Here is a 14,034-nt window from a genome sequence, read left to right as displayed (position 1 = left end):
AGATTGACGATACCCCGACGAAATCACATGTGATCCCAGATTCGTATGGATTCACCCCCACGTGGGACTCGCGCACAACGAGGCGACAGTCTGCGGCAGACTTGGAAACCCCGGCGAGGAAGGAACCCATGCCGCCACGAGTCAACCCGACGCTCCGTCAACGCCGCATCGGGGCTGAACTTCGCAAAATGCGCGAGGCCGCCGGGCTGTCGACGTCCAGCCTCAGCAGAGCTCTTGGCATCGACCGGACTCAGGTCAGCCAGATCGAGGCGGCCAAGGTCGGCGTCAGCCCCGAGCGGCTCCGCTCCTACGCTGCCGCCTGCAAGTGCATGAACGAACCCTTGATCGACGCCATGGAAGCCATGATCCTGGACCGCTCCAAGGGCTGGTGGGAGGAGTACCGGGGAACCATCCCCGACGGATTCCTCGAAATCGCCGAGCTGGAGAAGGGCGCCCGCAGTCTCGCTCTCTGGGTCGTCACTCATATGCCCGGCGTCTGCCAGACCATGAGCTATGCCTCTTCAGTCTTCGGGCGCCTGATCCCACAGCTCCCCCGGCACGAGGTGGAGTCCCGCACTACCTTCAGGATGCAACGCAAAGCTGACCTGCGTCGCAACCAGACTCCGACCACATGCTTCATCTACGAATCGGTGTTGTGGACCCGATTCGGCGGCACCCCGATCCTCCGAGAACAACTCGCGTCTCTCATCGAGGACTCCGAGCAGTCCTGGATGACCATCCGAGTCGTACCGTTCGACATCGATACTTTTCCCGGGGCCGTCGAGAACCTCACGTACGCGTACGGCGCGGTGCCCGAGCTCGACACCGTGGAGGTCGAGTCGTCCCAGGGGTCGATACACCTCGATGCGGCCAGCCAACTTGCCAGCTATCGCGCCATCTTCGAGCGCACCGAATCAGTGGCACTCAATGAAAACGACTCCCGTGACCTGATCAGCAAGATCACACGAAACCTTTGAAAGGCCCATCATGACCAACACCGAGTGGCAGAAGTCTTCCTACAGCGGCTCCGGTGGCGACTGCGTGGAGGTCCGCAAGACCGACAGCCTGGTCGAACTCCGCGAGTCCGACGAAGGCCACCTCATCCTCCCCACCACCGCCACCGCCCTCGCCTCGCTCCTCCACGGCCTCAAGGCCGGCGAATTCGACCACCACGTCTGACCGCGCAGGAAGTCGGCCCAGCCGACTTCCTGCGCAACCACCCCACCCCTGCGGCCCCTCGCGCCCGACCCGGCGCGAGGGGCCGCAATCCGTACACGTGCAGCCCGAAACGGTGATCATTAGTCCAGTACGGGAATAACGCCAGAACCGCGTGGACAGATCCCTTGCGCCTTCCATACCGTTTCGGGCAACCGGCCCAACCCGGACCGGTCGCCCTTCGCCGACTACGCGAAAGAACAACGGGTGGCAATAGATCCTCACGAGCTGGGCCACAGCAAGACCGACCTGGCGAAAGCACTGAGAGAATTACGGATTCAGGCCGGTCTCGCAGGGGACCGGCTTGCTCGGCGTTGCAGCATGACGCAATCAAAAATCAGCAAGATCGAGACTGGCAGGACCATCCCGTCGCTCGTCGACGTCGAACTGATCCTGCGCGCACTGACCACGCCACCGGACCTGATCGCACAGGTGACCGCCCTCGCCCGCATCGCGAACACGGAGTGGCAGGACGCCAGAGCCCTGCACCGGAAGGGGCTGGACAAGAAGCAGGTCGAGCTTGCGGCCCTCGAACAGACCTCCACAGAGCTCCGCTACTTCCTGCCGACCATGGTCACCGGCCTGCTCGCGACGCCCGAGTACATCCGGGCCAGCTTTGCCCCGTTCCCCGGCGACCATACGAAGGCCATCGCCAAGAAGCTGGAGCGGCAAGCCGTCCTCTACGAGGCCGCCAAGCACTTCACCTTCATCCTGACCGAGCAGGCCTGCCTCTGGCCCCTCCTTCCGTCCCCGGCCATGGCCGTGCAGCTCGACCGGCTGGTGTCCGTCTCCCGCTTGCCGAATGTCCGGCTGGGCGTCATTCCCATGGCCGGCCACATGCCGCGGGCGCCGCTGAACGTCTTCACGGTCTACGATTCCTCCCTGGCCACCGTGGAAGTCTCCACCGGGGCACTGGTCTTTCGCACCCCCAGGGACATCCAGGAATACCTGGACGAGTTTCGAACACTCGAAGGATATGCACTCTGGGGTGACAGCGCCCGCCGCAAACTGCACGAGTGGGCAAAGCGCTTTCGCGAGAATCCACTTTCTGTTCACGAAAGGTGAACCCATGAAGAAGATCGCCGCGAAGCTCTGGCGGATCATCCGGGGCCCGATGCAGTGGCGGGTCCTCTGGCTCTGGCACGCGAAGTTCATGGTCGGCGTGACGGGCATCGTCCGCGACCACGAAGGCCGGGTGCTGCTGCTCAAGCACCGCATGTGGCCGGAAGGCCGGCAGTGGGGCCTCCCGACCGGCTACGCGAACGCGGGCGAGAGCTTCGAGGACACGATCGTGCGCGAGGTCCGGGAGGAGACCGGGCTCGCGGTGAAGGTGTGCGAGCTGGCGCACCTGAAGAGCGGCTACAAACTGCGCGTCGAGGTCGCCTACGAGGCCCTGTACGTCAGCGGGCAGATCGAGGAGGCCTCCTTCGAGATCCTGGAGGCTCGATGGTTCTCACCGGACGAACTCCCCGAGGGAGTACAGGAATCACACCGGCAGCTGATCGACCGCCGGCGCTCCTGACCCTCGGCCGCTTGATCGCCGACCCACTCAGGACCGGCCTCGGAGCGGGAAGTCGGCCTGGCCGACTTCCTGCGCATCCCTTCGTGCAAAGCTGCGTGGCAGAAGGCAGCGCAGACTCTCAGCGATCGCCACGAAGTGCTCGGCAGGCCCTGGCGATCACCCGGTGTGCGGCTGGACCGTAGAGGGCGCTTTCCGCCAAGGCATCCCAGGCCCGGATGTGGACCGCAACGTCCGCCGGATCGTCCAGCCACATTTCCGCGTGCCAGGACTCGGTGATCACGAGCGTGCCGTCGTGGATCGAGAACCCGACTCCCACGGGAACCAGCAAATCGGCCTCGAAGGGCACGATCCCCAGTCGGACGTTAGCCCGAGCCAGCAGAGGAATCAGGCCGAGCAGCTGATCGGCGAGTACTGCCGGAGGGCAGAAGCGGGAGACCAACGCCCCTTCCCACACCAGGAAGTGGAACGATCGTGCTCGATCGGCGAGAACCGTCTGACGCCCCACCCTGGCAACCACCGCGGCCTCGACATCGCGGATCGACGGATGAATTCTGGTGTATCGAGTAAGCACAGCGCGGGCGTACTCGGGCGTCTGCAACAGGCCGGGGATCAAGGTCGGATCGAACGACTGCCGGTAGCTGGTCTTCTTCCCCTGCGCGTCGTGTGCTTCCTGCACCGACCGGGCGCCGCCAGCCAGTTGGCGGCGCCACGACCGGTACTGAGTCTCCAGCGTTCTTATCCGGCCGACGAGTTCGGCAGCAGCGTCGGGCCTCCCGACAGCCGAGGCCCATGCGACCGCATCCGCCGTGCTGGGCGACTGCCTGCCGGTCTCCAGCTTGCTGACCTTGGACTGCGGCCATCCCAGCAACGCGGCCAAGGCGCGGCCGGACAGGCCGCTCTCGGTGCGCAGTTCACGCATTCGGGCGCCGAGAGCGACCCGCGTCTGTTGGATGTCGGTGCTCACATAACGGAAGCTACCTGAGACGACTGACCAGTCGACTCGACCAGCAGCACGGAGCCGGGGCCTTCCGCCGCCTCTTCCGCTCACCGACCTACGCGGGACCCGACCCCGCCGAGTAGAACCTCACCCAGGGAGCAGGAAGTCGGCCCGGGCCGACTTCCTGCTCCGCCACTGCCCCGAAAGCGATCCCCCCGACCGAGGCGGTGATCATTAGTCCAAGACGGGAATAGCTCCCCGACTGCATGGACAGATCACTCACCGCTTCCATACCGTTTCAGTCAGTCGGCCCAACCCGGTCCGATCCGCAGGGGGTTGGCCATGGCTCACCAGAGGCTTACGGGTAACAGCAGCGGGGACTGCCGAGAGGGCGAGTGCCCGAACGTTTACCTCACCGACCGCGGCACGCTCGTCTTTCAGGGCGACCAGTACGGAGAGCTGACGGTGCCGGCACACGAGAATGCCGTGGAGCTACCCGAGAACATCGTGAAGGAGGCCGTCCGTGCTCTTGGATGGTGAGGACTGGCAGCGAGTCCTGCACGGCTTCTCCCAGTCAGCGTTTCGACTCGAAACCCTGCCCGCCTACAAGGTCCCGGGAGAAGCCGAGGACTTCGAGGAATTCCTGAACGGAAGCCGGATCGACCCGAGCACCTACACCTCCGGGTGGACCGACCGGCTCAGGGCTCACACGGCCGCCGGCCGCACGGTTCAGCGCGTCCACATCGTCACTCGACCGCTGAGTGACTACCTGCGGTACGAGTTCATGTACTACGAGCCGCACGCCATGGCCGGCGAGGACATCCGCATCCTCGACCTGACCGACAGGCCGAACCCCGGCCTTCCTGACCAGGACTTCTGGGCGTTCGACGATTCGACCGTGGTCCTGATGAACTACGCGCCGGACGGAACGCCGCTCAACCGCGTACTCGTTGAAGGCGGGATCGACCAGTACCGGGAATGGCAGCGAATCGCCGTGGCCGAGTCGGTGTCGTTCGCCGACTACGTGAAAGAGCACGGGTGGCAATAGATCCTGATGAGCTGGGCCACAGCAAGAGTGACCTGGCGAAATCACTGAGGGAGCTACGGGTTCAAGCCGGTCTCGCGGGAGACCGGCTTGCTCGGCGTTGCGGCATGACGCAATCGAAGATCAGCAAGATCGAGACCGGCAGGACCACCCCATCGCTGGTGGATGTGGAGCTGATCCTGCGGGCCCTCGAAGTGCCTGCGGAGCTGGCCCAACGAGTACTCGACCTGGCCCGCGTGGCGAACACCGAGTGGCAGGACGTCCGGGCCCTGAGAAGGAAGGGTCTGGAGAAGAAGCAGGTCGAACTCGCGGCGCTCGACCAGTCGTCCACTGAGATCCGACACTTCCTGCTCTCGATGCTGAATACCCTGCTCGCCACGCCGGAGTACGTACGGGCGAGCCTCGCCCACGTGCCGGGAGACACCACCAAAGCCGTGGCGAAGAAGCTGGAGCGCCAGACCGTCCTCTACGACGAGACGAAGTCCTTCACCTTCCTGCTCACCGAACAGGCCGCCAGGTGGGCGGTCCTGCCACCCCGGGCCATGGTGATGCAGCTAGAGAGACTCATGTCGGTCTCCAGGCTTCCGAACGTCCGGCTCGGGGTGATCCCACTCGGGAAGCACATCCCGGAGAGCCCACTCAACACCTTCATGGTCTACGACAACAGCCTTGCCACCGTCGAGACGGAGACCGGAATCGTCCTCCTCCGGGACCGCCGAGACATTCAGGTGTACCGGGAGGCGTTCGCCATGTACGAAGGCCATGCCCTGTTCGGCGAGCAAGCGCGAACGAAACTGACCGAATGGGCGGACCTCTTCCTCCGCGATCTCTAGTCGCGCCTGGGACCCCCTTGGCCCCCGCAGGAGAATATTCGAGAATCAGCGCTCACTCCGCGTGGTTCTCCGGGCATCCTGAGTCAACCTGACCGACTTCGAAGGGAGCGGCTATGAACCGACGACTGCGGTTCACCGGGAGCAACTCAGGGCTCAACGGATGCCCGACGCTCTACGAGAGCGTGGAGACCAACGAGGTGATCGTGCAAGGTGACCTCGTGACCGATCCGGACGAGATCGCCCAGTTCCGCAACATTAAGCCCGGCGAGGGGTTCGTGACCGTGCCACGCGTGCTGCTCGCCGACTTCGCGCCGCGCGACGTGGAGCGAGAGCGGGTGCTGATCAGCTGGGACGAGTTCGAGGACATGTTCGTGAGCTGCCAGCACACGGCTTACCGCCTTGAGACCCGCCGCCAGTACCGCTCCGACGAAGAGTCCGAGGAGTACCGCCGGTTCGCGGCCGGGCTGGACCCCGAATGGGACTTGGAACACCCGTGGTGCCGCACGCGCCGCGAACAGACGGCCCTGGGCAAGCGGTTCGAGCGGGTGCGGATCATGGACAACCCGCCTACGCTCGGGCAGCGGTACCTACTCCAGAACGCCGAGCGGAACGGCATGGTCGGCGAGGACATCCGCTACCTCTGGCGTGCCGACGCCGAGAAGCTGGGCCTCCCGGCGGAGGACGCCTGGCTGTTCGACTCGCGCGTCATCGCCCTGCTGCACTTCGACGCCGAGGACAACGTCACCGAGATCGAGGTGATCACCGACCCGGTGAAGGTGGCCCGCGTCTGCCAGGAGCGGGACGCCGCCTGGCACTTTGCCGTCCCGCACACCAAGTTCGCCGCTGGGGTACCGTCCGACATGTGAGCACCGACTTCCAGCAAGCCAGAATCGCCCTCGGTATGCGGCTCCGCGAGCTGCGCACCGAGGGCGGTTTCACAGGTCGGCAACTGGCCGACCGGCTGAACTGGACGCAATCCAAGGTCAGCAAGCTGGAGACCGGTCGACAGACAGCTACCCACGACGACCTCAAGGCCTGGGCCGAAGGCGTCGGAACGCCCCAAGCAGCAGCCGAACTGTCCGCCAGGCTGCGCGCCTTCGAGTCAGGAACTCGTTCCTGGCGGCGGCAGTTGGCCGCCGGGCACAAGCCAGTACAGGACACGCTGACTGCCGAGCACGACCGCACAAGGGTGATGCGCGGGTGGGAGGATGCCATGGTCGTCGGCATACTTCAGACGCCCGACTACGCTCGGCACATCTTCAGCGCATATGTCGACCTCCATCAGTCACCGCGCGACATAGAGGATGCCGTTCGAGCCCGCATCCAGCGACAGGAGAGCCTGTACCGGCCGGGCAAGAAGTACCACATTGTCATGGGGGAATCTGCTCTGCGCGCCCTGATCTGCCCTCCAGCCGTTATGGCCGCGCAGCTTGACCGGCTCAGCGGTGTGATCGGGCTGGACACCGTTTCCCTCGGCATTGTGCCGTTCGAGGCTTTGCTCAAATTGCCGCCTGCCAACGGGTTCTGGATTCATGACGAGCGGCTCGTCATCGTGGAGGACTGGCACGCCGAGCTGTGGCTCGACCAGCCGGACAACATCGCGCTGTACCGGCGGGTGTGGGACACCCTTGCTGAGTCGGCTGTCTACGGCGCCGATGCCCACCGGGTCATCGCGCGGTGTCGCCGGGCGCTCGGGGATGTGTGAGGAATTCCGGAGAACGTCGAGCACGGCGGCTCGAATAGTCGAGAATCGCGCGCCCAGAGCCGATGCGAACTTCCCTAGCGTTCTCACCAGCACCCGTGAGCAGCACGGGAGTTGACCGAACGCAAAGGGGAACGCACATGCCCATGTTCGACGGCGGCAAGCACGGTGGCGGCGAGGGTGACGGCAAGGGTGGCGGCCAGCAGGACGACTCCAACAGCGGCAACAAGCACGGCGGTGGCGGCAGTGACGAGGGTGGGAACACCTCGGACGGCAGCGGCCCGGCGACGGGGCGCTGAGGGATGAGTGAGCGGCAACAAGCGGAGGCCGGACGGGTGCGGCTGGCCTCCGCGCTCAGCGCGAGTGGGGCGCTCACCTCGGAGTGGGTGGAGGCCTACCAGGCGGTGCCGAGAGACTGGTTCGTTCCGGACCTGATCTGGCCGGGGCGGGCCGATGGGGTGCGGCAAGAGGAATCCGCGCACCGGTTGGCTGATCCGGCGAGGTGGTGGGAGGCCGTCTACTCGGACATCCCGCTCACGACGCAGTGGGATGACGGGGAGCACACCGGGAATGGCAGGGGCACCACGCCGACCTCGTCCAACTCGATGCCGACGATGGTGTTTTCGATGCTCGCGGCACTGAACCCGCAGGACGGGCATCGGGTGTTGGAGATCGGGACGGGGACGGGGTGGAATGCCGCCCTGTTGTCCCACCAAGTCGGGGACGGGAATGTCGTCACGGTGGAGGTGGACCAAGAGAGTGCTGCCGCCGCCAAGTACCGGTTGGCGCAGGCGAAGTGCGCGCCGAGGATCGTGGTCGGAGATGGGGCAAAGGGCTGCCCGGACGGTGCGCCGTTCGATCGCGTCATCGCCACCTGTTCGGTGCGCCGGGTGCCGTACGAGTGGGTGGCGCAGGCCCGGCCGGGTGCGGTGATCGTCGTGCCGTGGGCGCCGGAGTACGGCGGGGAGGCGGTGGTTCGGCTCACGGTCGGGGAGGACGGTACGGCCAGTGGGCGGTTCGTCGGGTCGTCGGCGTTCATGCGGTTGCGGCGGCAGCGGGCCGAGCGGCCGAACAGTTTGGCGTATCTGTCGGGGCCGTGGCCGGCGGACGGGGTGAGGTCGACGACGACGCTGTCTCCGGAGGACGTCGGCGGGTGGCTGGCCATGTTCGCCGTCGGCGCGCGGGTGCCCGACGCGTTCCCGCTGGTCGAGCGGTACGCCGACGGCTCGTACACGCTGTGGCTGCACGACACGGCCGTCACGTCCTGGTCCACCGTCGACTGGGAGCCCGGCCGGACGTCCTACGAGGTGGTGCAGTCCGGCCCCCGCAGCCTCTGGGACGAGGTGGCGGCCGCTCACTACTGGTGGCGCGACCAGGGGCATCCCGGCTTCGAGCGTTTCGGGCTGACCGTGACGCCCGAGGGCGAGACAGTCTGGCTGGATAGCCCGGCGACATGAGGGATTGCATACTTATGCAGTAGGCATGGCGCATCGATGGCCGAAACCGCGTGAGGTCATTGCCGCACAGAATGCTTGACTGTACGGTGATCAGAATGTTCATTCACCGAGAAGGAATGTGAACCACCATGGCGATCACGGCCCCCAGGGGATTTCGCGGCGTGACCAGGAACATGGGGCTCAAGGACGTCGAGGACGACTTCGCCGTCGTCGTCTCCGAGGTGCCCGCCCGCTCCGCCGCCGTGTTCACCCGTTCGCGCTTCGCCGGGCCGAGCGTCGTCCTCAGCCGTGCGGCCGCGCCCCGGCAGCGGAGCCGCGGCATGGTCGTGCTCTCCCGGAACGCCAACGTGGCCACCGGCACGGCGGGCGCGGACAACGCCGCCGAGGTCCGTCGCCGGGTCGCCGAGATCGTCGGCATCGACCCCGAGGAGCTGGTCATCGGATCGACCGGGGTGATCGGCCGCCCCTACCCGATGGAGAGCATCCGGGCCGGGCTGGACGAGCTGTCCTGGCCGTTCCCGGAGGCGGACTGCCCGGCGGCGGCCGCGGCGATCATGACGACCGACACCCGGCCGAAGCACCTCAGCGTGCCGGTCGGCGACGCCGTCCTCACCGGCATCGCCAAGGGTGTCGGCATGATCGAGCCGAACATGGCCACCCTGCTGACGTTCTTCTTCACCGACGCGGACATCCCGGCCGCCGAACTCGACGCCCTGTTCCGGCGCGTGATGGACCGGACGTTCAACGCCCTGAGCATCGACACCGACACCTCCACCAGCGACACCGCCGCGATCTTCGCCAATGGCCTGGCCGGGCCGGTCGACCTCGCCGAGTTCGAGCGGGCGCTGCACACCGTCGCGCTGCACCTGGTGCGCGACATCGCCTCGGACGGTGAGGGCGCCGACAAGCTCATCGAGGTCCAGGTCACCGGGGCCCGCGACGACGCCCAGGCCAAGCGGGTCGGCAAGAGCGTGGTCAACTCGCCGCTGGTGAAGACGGCCGTGCACGGGGCCGACCCCAACTGGGGCCGGATCGCGATGGCCGTCGGCAAGCTGGAGGACGAGACCGACATCGAGCCGCCGCGGGTGCGGATCTCCTTCGGCGACCTCCTGATGCACCCGGAGGAGCCGAGCGACGCCCTGCTGGAGCAGGCCTCCCGCTACCTGACCGGCGACGAGGTCGTCATCCGGGTGGACCTCGGCATCGCCGAGGGCGCGTTCACCGTGTACGGCTGCGACCTCACCGAGGGGTACGTGAAGATCAACGCCGACTACACCAGCTGAGTTCGGCAGACCGGATGCGCCCCGTCAGTCGTCCTGGAGGTCGGCGGTGGTGTGCAGGGTGGTGAACAGGGCCGCGAGGCGGGCGTTCCAGTTGGCGTAGGTCGGGGCGTCGATGGCGTGCTTCTTGCCCAGGTCCTTGACCACCTTCTGGGCGCTCTTGAGCTCCTGGGCGGCCGCGTCCGGGTCGCCCTCGTTCAGGCGGGCGGCGCTCGCGTCGAGGACCTTCAGCAGGTCCGCCTGCCGGTTCTGCTCCTTGGTGATGTGCGCCTGGGCCACCGCCTGCCGGAAGGACTGGAGTTGCAGGGCCGCCGGCTGGTTGCGCGGGACGGGCGGGGGCGAGGCCGGAGCCGTCGACGGGGCGGCGGGGGGCGTGGTCGCGGTCGCGGCGGAGGTGGCGGTCGGCGTCGGCGTGGTGGGGGCGGCGGAGGTGCCGGCGGCCGGGGCGGTGGCCGCGGCCGGCTTGGCGGCGGACGGGCCGGCGGCCGGCTCGTCGAAGGCCGTCAGGGCCAGCGCGGCGACGCCGGCCAGGCCCGCCACGCCCAGTGCCCCGAACACCAGCGGCTTGCGGCGGCCGCCACGGCCGGGGGCGGGCGCGGGTACGGGAGCGGCCGGGACGCGGATCGGCGCCATCACCGAGGTGGCGGCCGGGGGTTGCGGCGGCAGCACGGTGGTGTGCTGCTGGTTCGGCGACGGGTGCGGCGACGGGTATGGCTGCTGGCTCGGTGACGGGAACTGCGGTACCGGCGGCAGCAGTTGGGTGGCGGCAGTGGTCGCGAGCAGCTCGGCCGTCGGGTCGCCGACCATCAACCCGGGCACGGTGCCGAGGAGTTCGGCCCGCGCGGCGGCGGCGTCGGCCGGGCGGTCGGCCGGGTTCTTGGCCAGCAGCCGCAGCACCGCCGCGTCCAGCGCCGGCGGCAGGCCCGGACGCCGGGCGGACGGCGGCAGCGGCCGTTCGCTGACGTGCTTGAACGCGATGGCCACCGGGGTCTCGGCGGTGAACGGCGTCGCGCCGGTGAGCATCTCGGTCAGCACGCAGCCGACCGCGTACAGGTCGGTCCGCCCGTCCAGCGCCGAGGCCGTGGCCTGCTCGGGCGAGAGGTAGGCGGCCGTACCGAGCACGCTCGCGGTCTGGGTCAGGTTGTTGGAGGAGCCGGCCCGGGCGATGCCGAAGTCGACGACCTTCACCCCGCCGTCGCCGGTGATCATGATGTTCCCGGGCTTGATGTCCCGGTGCACCAGCCCGGCCGCGTGCGCGACCGCCAGCGCCTCGCAGACCGCCGACGCGATGCCGACCGCCCGCTCCACCGGCAGGGCCCGCTGCTCGGCCAGCAGGGCGGCCAGCGAACGGCCGTTGACCAGCTCCATCACGATGAACGGGGTGCCCTGGTCCACGCCCGAGTCGAAGACCATGACGATCCTCGGGTCCACCAGCATGGCCGCGTGCTGGGCCTCGCGGCTGAAGCGCTCGGCGAAGCGGGGGTCGTCGGCGAGGCCGCCGTTGAGCACCTTGACGGCCACCTGACGGCCCAGCACCCGGTCCACCCCGCGCCAGACGGTCGCCATGCCGCCGACGCCGAGCATGCCGACGAGTTCGTAACGCCCGTTCAGCGCCCGTCCGATCACCTGGAGCTCCCCTCACGTGCCCTGACACGCGCCCTGCCCGGGGTCCCGGGCCGCCTCGTGCACCCGTGCACGATAGCCGCACCGCCGAACGGCCCCGCCGGGGGCGGAAGGTGGCGGTCGGGGGACCGGGCAGCGATCCCCCGGCCGCCGGCTCGGGGGTGCGGCCCGCCCTGACTGCGGGAGGGCGGGCCGCACGTTTCCGGGGCCGGTCGGGCCGTCGACGCGTCCGGGGGTGCGCCTGGCGGTCCGGCCGGAGCCGGCCGGGCGGACGGAGGGCACAGGGAGCCGACCGGCCACCCGGAGTCTTCGGGTGGTACTGCTTCCGCCGGTCCTGCCGGGCCGGCGGGGTACTGCTGGTGTTGCTGGTGTTGCTGGTGGTTCGATCCGGGTGGGCAGCGAGCCCGGGGGGAGTCGCTCGCCGCCCACCCGGAGTTCTGGGGGCCTTCCGGCTACTGCCGGTTCTCGGTCCGATCGGTCCGATCCGGGCGGCCGTCCGGGGCGGTGGCGCTGCCGGTCAGGGGCGGGACGGTCGCTCCACCGGGTCTGCCCGGTCTGCTGCCGCCGCCGCTGCCACTGCCGTCCTGGCCGTTGCCGTTGCCGTTCCCGTTGGCATTGCCGTTGCCGTTGCCGTTGCCGTTGCCGTTGCCGTTGGCGTTGCCGTTGGCATTGCCGTTGTTGCCGCCGTTCTGGCCGCTGTTGCCGCCGTTGGCATTGCCGCTGCCGCCACCGCGCCCGGCTCCCGAGCCCGAGCCGGGAGTGGAGGAGCCGGCGCCGCGGCCGGGCTCGCGTGCCGATCCGCCGGCGCCCTGGTGGTCGCCGTCCTCCCCGCCGACCGCGGCCGCGCAGTAGTCCCCCACCCGGTCCGCGCCGCCGGCCGCCGTGACCAGCGGGCCGTACAGCGGATCGCCGGCCAGCCGGCTCGGACGCTCGCCCTTGGCCGTACGGTCGGCGAAACCGGTGCAGAGGCCGACCATGGCGGACGGGAGGACCGAACGGCCGCTGGGCCCCTCGGCGGAGGGGGTGCCGGACACCGCGGGGTCGGACGGGACGCCCGCGTGCGCTCCGGCGGAGGGGCTGCCGGACGGGTGGGCGGAACCGGGCGCCGCGCTGCCGAACGGGGCCACGCCGGGGGACCGGCCGTCGGAGGGCTCGCCCACCACGGAGCCGGCCGCCGCGTCCTGGCCGTCGAAGGAGGGGCCCGGGGCAGCCGGGCCGCCGCCCAGCGCGGACGGCAGGTTGCCGGTGCCGGCGGCGACCGCGACCCCGCACAGCGCGGTGGCGCCGAGCACGACGGCGGAGGCCTTCGTGCTGAAGGCCCTGGCCAGCGCGGCGGTTGCCATCGATCGTCTCCGGACGGGGGTCGCTATCGGGTCGGACGTGAGACGCGCCTCCCGGAACGCGGTCAGGGCGGCCTCCTCCCCGGCCAGTTCGTCGGCCGTCGCGGGAGCGGCGGCCGCGGCGAGCACCCGGGCGAGCTGCCCGGGACCGCCGTCCGGTCCGGTGAGCGAGGCGTCCTGCCCGGCCGACGGGCCGCCCACGGCACCACCGAGCAGCTGCTCGGCGGCATCACGGTCGATCCGACGGGATCGGTTGGTGCTCATCTCATGTCCTTCAGCGTCGCGGCCCGGCGTTCTGTCACACCCTGCGGAGAAGTTTTTTTCGAGGGTGTCCCGGCGGCCTGCCCAGCGGCCTGATCGGCGGCCTGCCCCGCGGCCCGGGCGGCGGGGATGCCGCCGCCGGACGCGAGCGGCTCGACCAGCTTCGCCAGCCGCCGCAGCCCCCGGTGGGCGGCCATCCGGACGCTGCCGGCCCGCTTGCCGAGCACCCGGGCGGCGCTCTCCGCGTCCAGCTCCATGACCACCCGCAGCAGCACCGCCTCGGCCTGGTCGCGCGGCAGCCGGGAGATCAACGCCAGCGCGTCGGCGGTGCCGACCGTGGTCAGCGCGGCCCGCGCGGTGTCGTCCCCGGCCGCCAGCTCGACCAGCTGCTCGAAGGGCAGCTCCCCGACCGGACGGCGGCGCCGGGCGCGCAGGTGGTCCAGGGCCCGGTGGCGGGCGATGGTGGCGGCCCAGCCGCGGAAGCCGTCCCCGTCGCCGGAGAAGCCGCGCAGGTCACGGGCGATCTGGAGCCAGGTCTCGGAGGCGATGTCCTCGGCGTCCTGCGCGTCCTCCGGCCGGCCGCCGACCAGCACCCGCAGGTAGCGCAGCAGGCCCGGCTGGACGGTCCGGAACAGCAGCCGGAACGCCTCCTCGTCCCCGCTCTGCGCGGCCTGGACCGCCTCGGTCAGGTCGGGAGCGGCGGGGGCCGGTTCCGGGTCGGGCGGCGGGCCGGCGGGTGGTACTGGTCCGGACCGGCCGACGGGCCCGTCGGTGCCCGCTCCGGGGCGCTCTGCACTCTGCACCCGCCACATGATGCGC

16 protein-coding genes are annotated in these 14,034 nt (G+C 69.3%); 12 read left to right on the top strand and 4 right to left on the bottom strand.

The features are described 5' to 3' along the window. The first annotated feature begins 128 nt into the window (after nucleotides 1-128). The 4 genes from QWJ13_RS10690 to QWJ13_RS10675 all read left to right on the top strand — a co-directional run bounded on the left by QWJ13_RS10690 (nucleotide 129) and on the right by QWJ13_RS10675 (nucleotide 2,737). A complete protein-coding gene (locus QWJ13_RS10690; RefSeq protein WP_316522876.1) occupies nucleotides 129-977 on the top strand; it encodes a helix-turn-helix domain-containing protein in 849 nt (282 codons plus the stop codon). Nucleotides 978-987: 10 nt separating this feature from the next. After that, on the top strand, nucleotides 988-1,179 hold the full coding sequence (locus tag QWJ13_RS10685) for a DUF397 domain-containing protein (RefSeq protein WP_316522874.1): 192 nt from the start codon (nucleotides 988-990) through the stop codon (nucleotides 1,177-1,179). Nucleotides 1,180-1,422: 243 nt separating this feature from the next. Further along, nucleotides 1,423-2,280: a helix-turn-helix domain-containing protein gene (locus tag QWJ13_RS10680; RefSeq protein WP_316522872.1), complete on the top strand. Its 858-nt coding sequence runs from the start codon at nucleotides 1,423-1,425 to the stop codon at nucleotides 2,278-2,280. 4 nt (nucleotides 2,281-2,284) lie between these two features. After that, nucleotides 2,285-2,737: an NUDIX domain-containing protein gene (locus QWJ13_RS10675; RefSeq protein WP_316522871.1), complete on the top strand. Its 453-nt coding sequence runs from the start codon at nucleotides 2,285-2,287 to the stop codon at nucleotides 2,735-2,737. Between the two features lie 118 nt (nucleotides 2,738-2,855). Here QWJ13_RS10675 and QWJ13_RS10670 read toward each other — a convergent pair whose 3' ends face one another. Then, a complete protein-coding gene (locus QWJ13_RS10670; protein WP_316522869.1) occupies nucleotides 2,856-3,701 on the bottom strand; it encodes a helix-turn-helix domain-containing protein in 846 nt (281 codons plus the stop codon). 315 nt (nucleotides 3,702-4,016) lie between these two features. Between QWJ13_RS10670 and QWJ13_RS10665 the strand changes: the two genes are divergently transcribed. From QWJ13_RS10665 to argJ, 8 genes are all read left to right on the top strand, one after another. Continuing rightward, the gene (locus tag QWJ13_RS10665) at nucleotides 4,017-4,214 is read left to right on the top strand and encodes a hypothetical protein (protein WP_316522867.1); all 198 of its coding nucleotides are present in this window, start codon (nucleotides 4,017-4,019) and stop codon (nucleotides 4,212-4,214) included. Beyond that, nucleotides 4,198-4,722, top strand: a complete 525-nt coding sequence (locus QWJ13_RS10660) for a DUF6879 family protein (protein ID WP_316522865.1) — start codon at nucleotides 4,198-4,200, stop codon at nucleotides 4,720-4,722. Before QWJ13_RS10665 ends, QWJ13_RS10660 begins: the two co-directional genes overlap by 17 nt. Then, nucleotides 4,713-5,552: a helix-turn-helix domain-containing protein gene (locus tag QWJ13_RS10655; protein WP_316522863.1), complete on the top strand. Its 840-nt coding sequence runs from the start codon at nucleotides 4,713-4,715 to the stop codon at nucleotides 5,550-5,552. Before QWJ13_RS10660 ends, QWJ13_RS10655 begins: the two co-directional genes overlap by 10 nt. A gap of 113 nt (nucleotides 5,553-5,665) precedes the next feature. Beyond that, the gene (locus QWJ13_RS10650) at nucleotides 5,666-6,418 is read left to right on the top strand and encodes a DUF6879 family protein (RefSeq protein ID WP_316522861.1); all 753 of its coding nucleotides are present in this window, start codon (nucleotides 5,666-5,668) and stop codon (nucleotides 6,416-6,418) included. Then, nucleotides 6,415-7,257, top strand: coding sequence for a helix-turn-helix domain-containing protein (locus tag QWJ13_RS10645; RefSeq protein WP_316522859.1), 843 nt, complete (start codon nucleotides 6,415-6,417; stop codon nucleotides 7,255-7,257). Before QWJ13_RS10650 ends, QWJ13_RS10645 begins: the two co-directional genes overlap by 4 nt. A gap of 137 nt (nucleotides 7,258-7,394) precedes the next feature. Then, nucleotides 7,395-7,553 carry a hypothetical protein gene (locus tag QWJ13_RS10640; RefSeq protein WP_316522857.1) on the top strand — a complete coding sequence of 53 codons (159 nt, stop codon included), beginning with the start codon at nucleotides 7,395-7,397 and terminating at the stop codon, nucleotides 7,551-7,553. A gap of 3 nt (nucleotides 7,554-7,556) precedes the next feature. Beyond that, nucleotides 7,557-8,711 carry a methyltransferase domain-containing protein gene (locus tag QWJ13_RS10635; protein ID WP_316522856.1) on the top strand — a complete coding sequence of 385 codons (1,155 nt, stop codon included), beginning with the start codon at nucleotides 7,557-7,559 and terminating at the stop codon, nucleotides 8,709-8,711. A 128-nt stretch (nucleotides 8,712-8,839) separates the two neighbouring features. Beyond that, nucleotides 8,840-9,994: a bifunctional glutamate N-acetyltransferase/amino-acid acetyltransferase ArgJ gene (gene argJ, locus QWJ13_RS10630; RefSeq protein WP_316522854.1), complete on the top strand. Its 1,155-nt coding sequence runs from the start codon at nucleotides 8,840-8,842 to the stop codon at nucleotides 9,992-9,994. Between the two features lie 24 nt (nucleotides 9,995-10,018). Here the strand turns inward: argJ and QWJ13_RS10625 are convergent, their stop codons facing one another. From QWJ13_RS10625 to QWJ13_RS10615, 3 genes are all read right to left on the bottom strand, one after another. Beyond that, nucleotides 10,019-11,617, bottom strand: coding sequence for a protein kinase domain-containing protein (locus QWJ13_RS10625; RefSeq protein WP_316522853.1), 1,599 nt, complete (start codon nucleotides 11,615-11,617; stop codon nucleotides 10,019-10,021). 449 nt (nucleotides 11,618-12,066) lie between these two features. Continuing rightward, entirely contained in the window at nucleotides 12,067-13,218 is a 1,152-nt protein-coding gene (locus tag QWJ13_RS10620) for a hypothetical protein (protein ID WP_316522851.1), read from the bottom strand. Next, nucleotides 13,215-14,027: an RNA polymerase sigma factor gene (locus QWJ13_RS10615; protein WP_432277477.1), complete on the bottom strand. Its 813-nt coding sequence runs from the start codon at nucleotides 14,025-14,027 to the stop codon at nucleotides 13,215-13,217. The genes QWJ13_RS10620 and QWJ13_RS10615 overlap by 4 nt, the downstream gene beginning before the upstream one ends. Between the last annotated feature and the right edge of the window lie 7 nt (nucleotides 14,028-14,034).

It is taken from the genome of Kitasatospora brasiliensis (assembly GCF_032654805.1).
Lineage (GTDB): Bacteria > Actinomycetota > Actinomycetes > Streptomycetales > Streptomycetaceae > Kitasatospora > Kitasatospora brasiliensis.
This window is presented reverse-complemented; position numbering and strand designations above follow the sequence as displayed.

What these genes read in the sequence shown, in the direction of transcription:
- QWJ13_RS10675 (WP_316522871.1), top strand. Translation starts at nt 2,285, where the DNA reads ATGAAGAAGATCGCCGCGAAGCTCTGGCGGATCATCCGGGGCCCGATG.
- QWJ13_RS10640 (WP_316522857.1), top strand. Translation starts at nt 7,395, where the DNA reads ATGCCCATGTTCGACGGCGGCAAGCACGGTGGCGGCGAGGGTGACGGC.
- QWJ13_RS10665 (WP_316522867.1), top strand. Translation starts at nt 4,017, where the DNA reads ATGGCTCACCAGAGGCTTACGGGTAACAGCAGCGGGGACTGCCGAGAG.
- QWJ13_RS10615 (WP_432277477.1), bottom strand. Translation starts at nt 14,027, where the DNA reads ATGTGGCGGGTGCAGAGTGCAGAGCGCCCCGGAGCGGGCACCGACGGG.
- QWJ13_RS10685 (WP_316522874.1), top strand. Translation starts at nt 988, where the DNA reads ATGACCAACACCGAGTGGCAGAAGTCTTCCTACAGCGGCTCCGGTGGC.
- QWJ13_RS10635 (WP_316522856.1), top strand. Translation starts at nt 7,557, where the DNA reads ATGAGTGAGCGGCAACAAGCGGAGGCCGGACGGGTGCGGCTGGCCTCC.
- QWJ13_RS10650 (WP_316522861.1), top strand. Translation starts at nt 5,666, where the DNA reads ATGAACCGACGACTGCGGTTCACCGGGAGCAACTCAGGGCTCAACGGA.
- QWJ13_RS10620 (WP_316522851.1), bottom strand. Translation starts at nt 13,218, where the DNA reads ATGAGCACCAACCGATCCCGTCGGATCGACCGTGATGCCGCCGAGCAG.
- QWJ13_RS10690 (WP_316522876.1), top strand. Translation starts at nt 129, where the DNA reads ATGCCGCCACGAGTCAACCCGACGCTCCGTCAACGCCGCATCGGGGCT.
- argJ (WP_316522854.1), top strand. Translation starts at nt 8,840, where the DNA reads ATGGCGATCACGGCCCCCAGGGGATTTCGCGGCGTGACCAGGAACATG.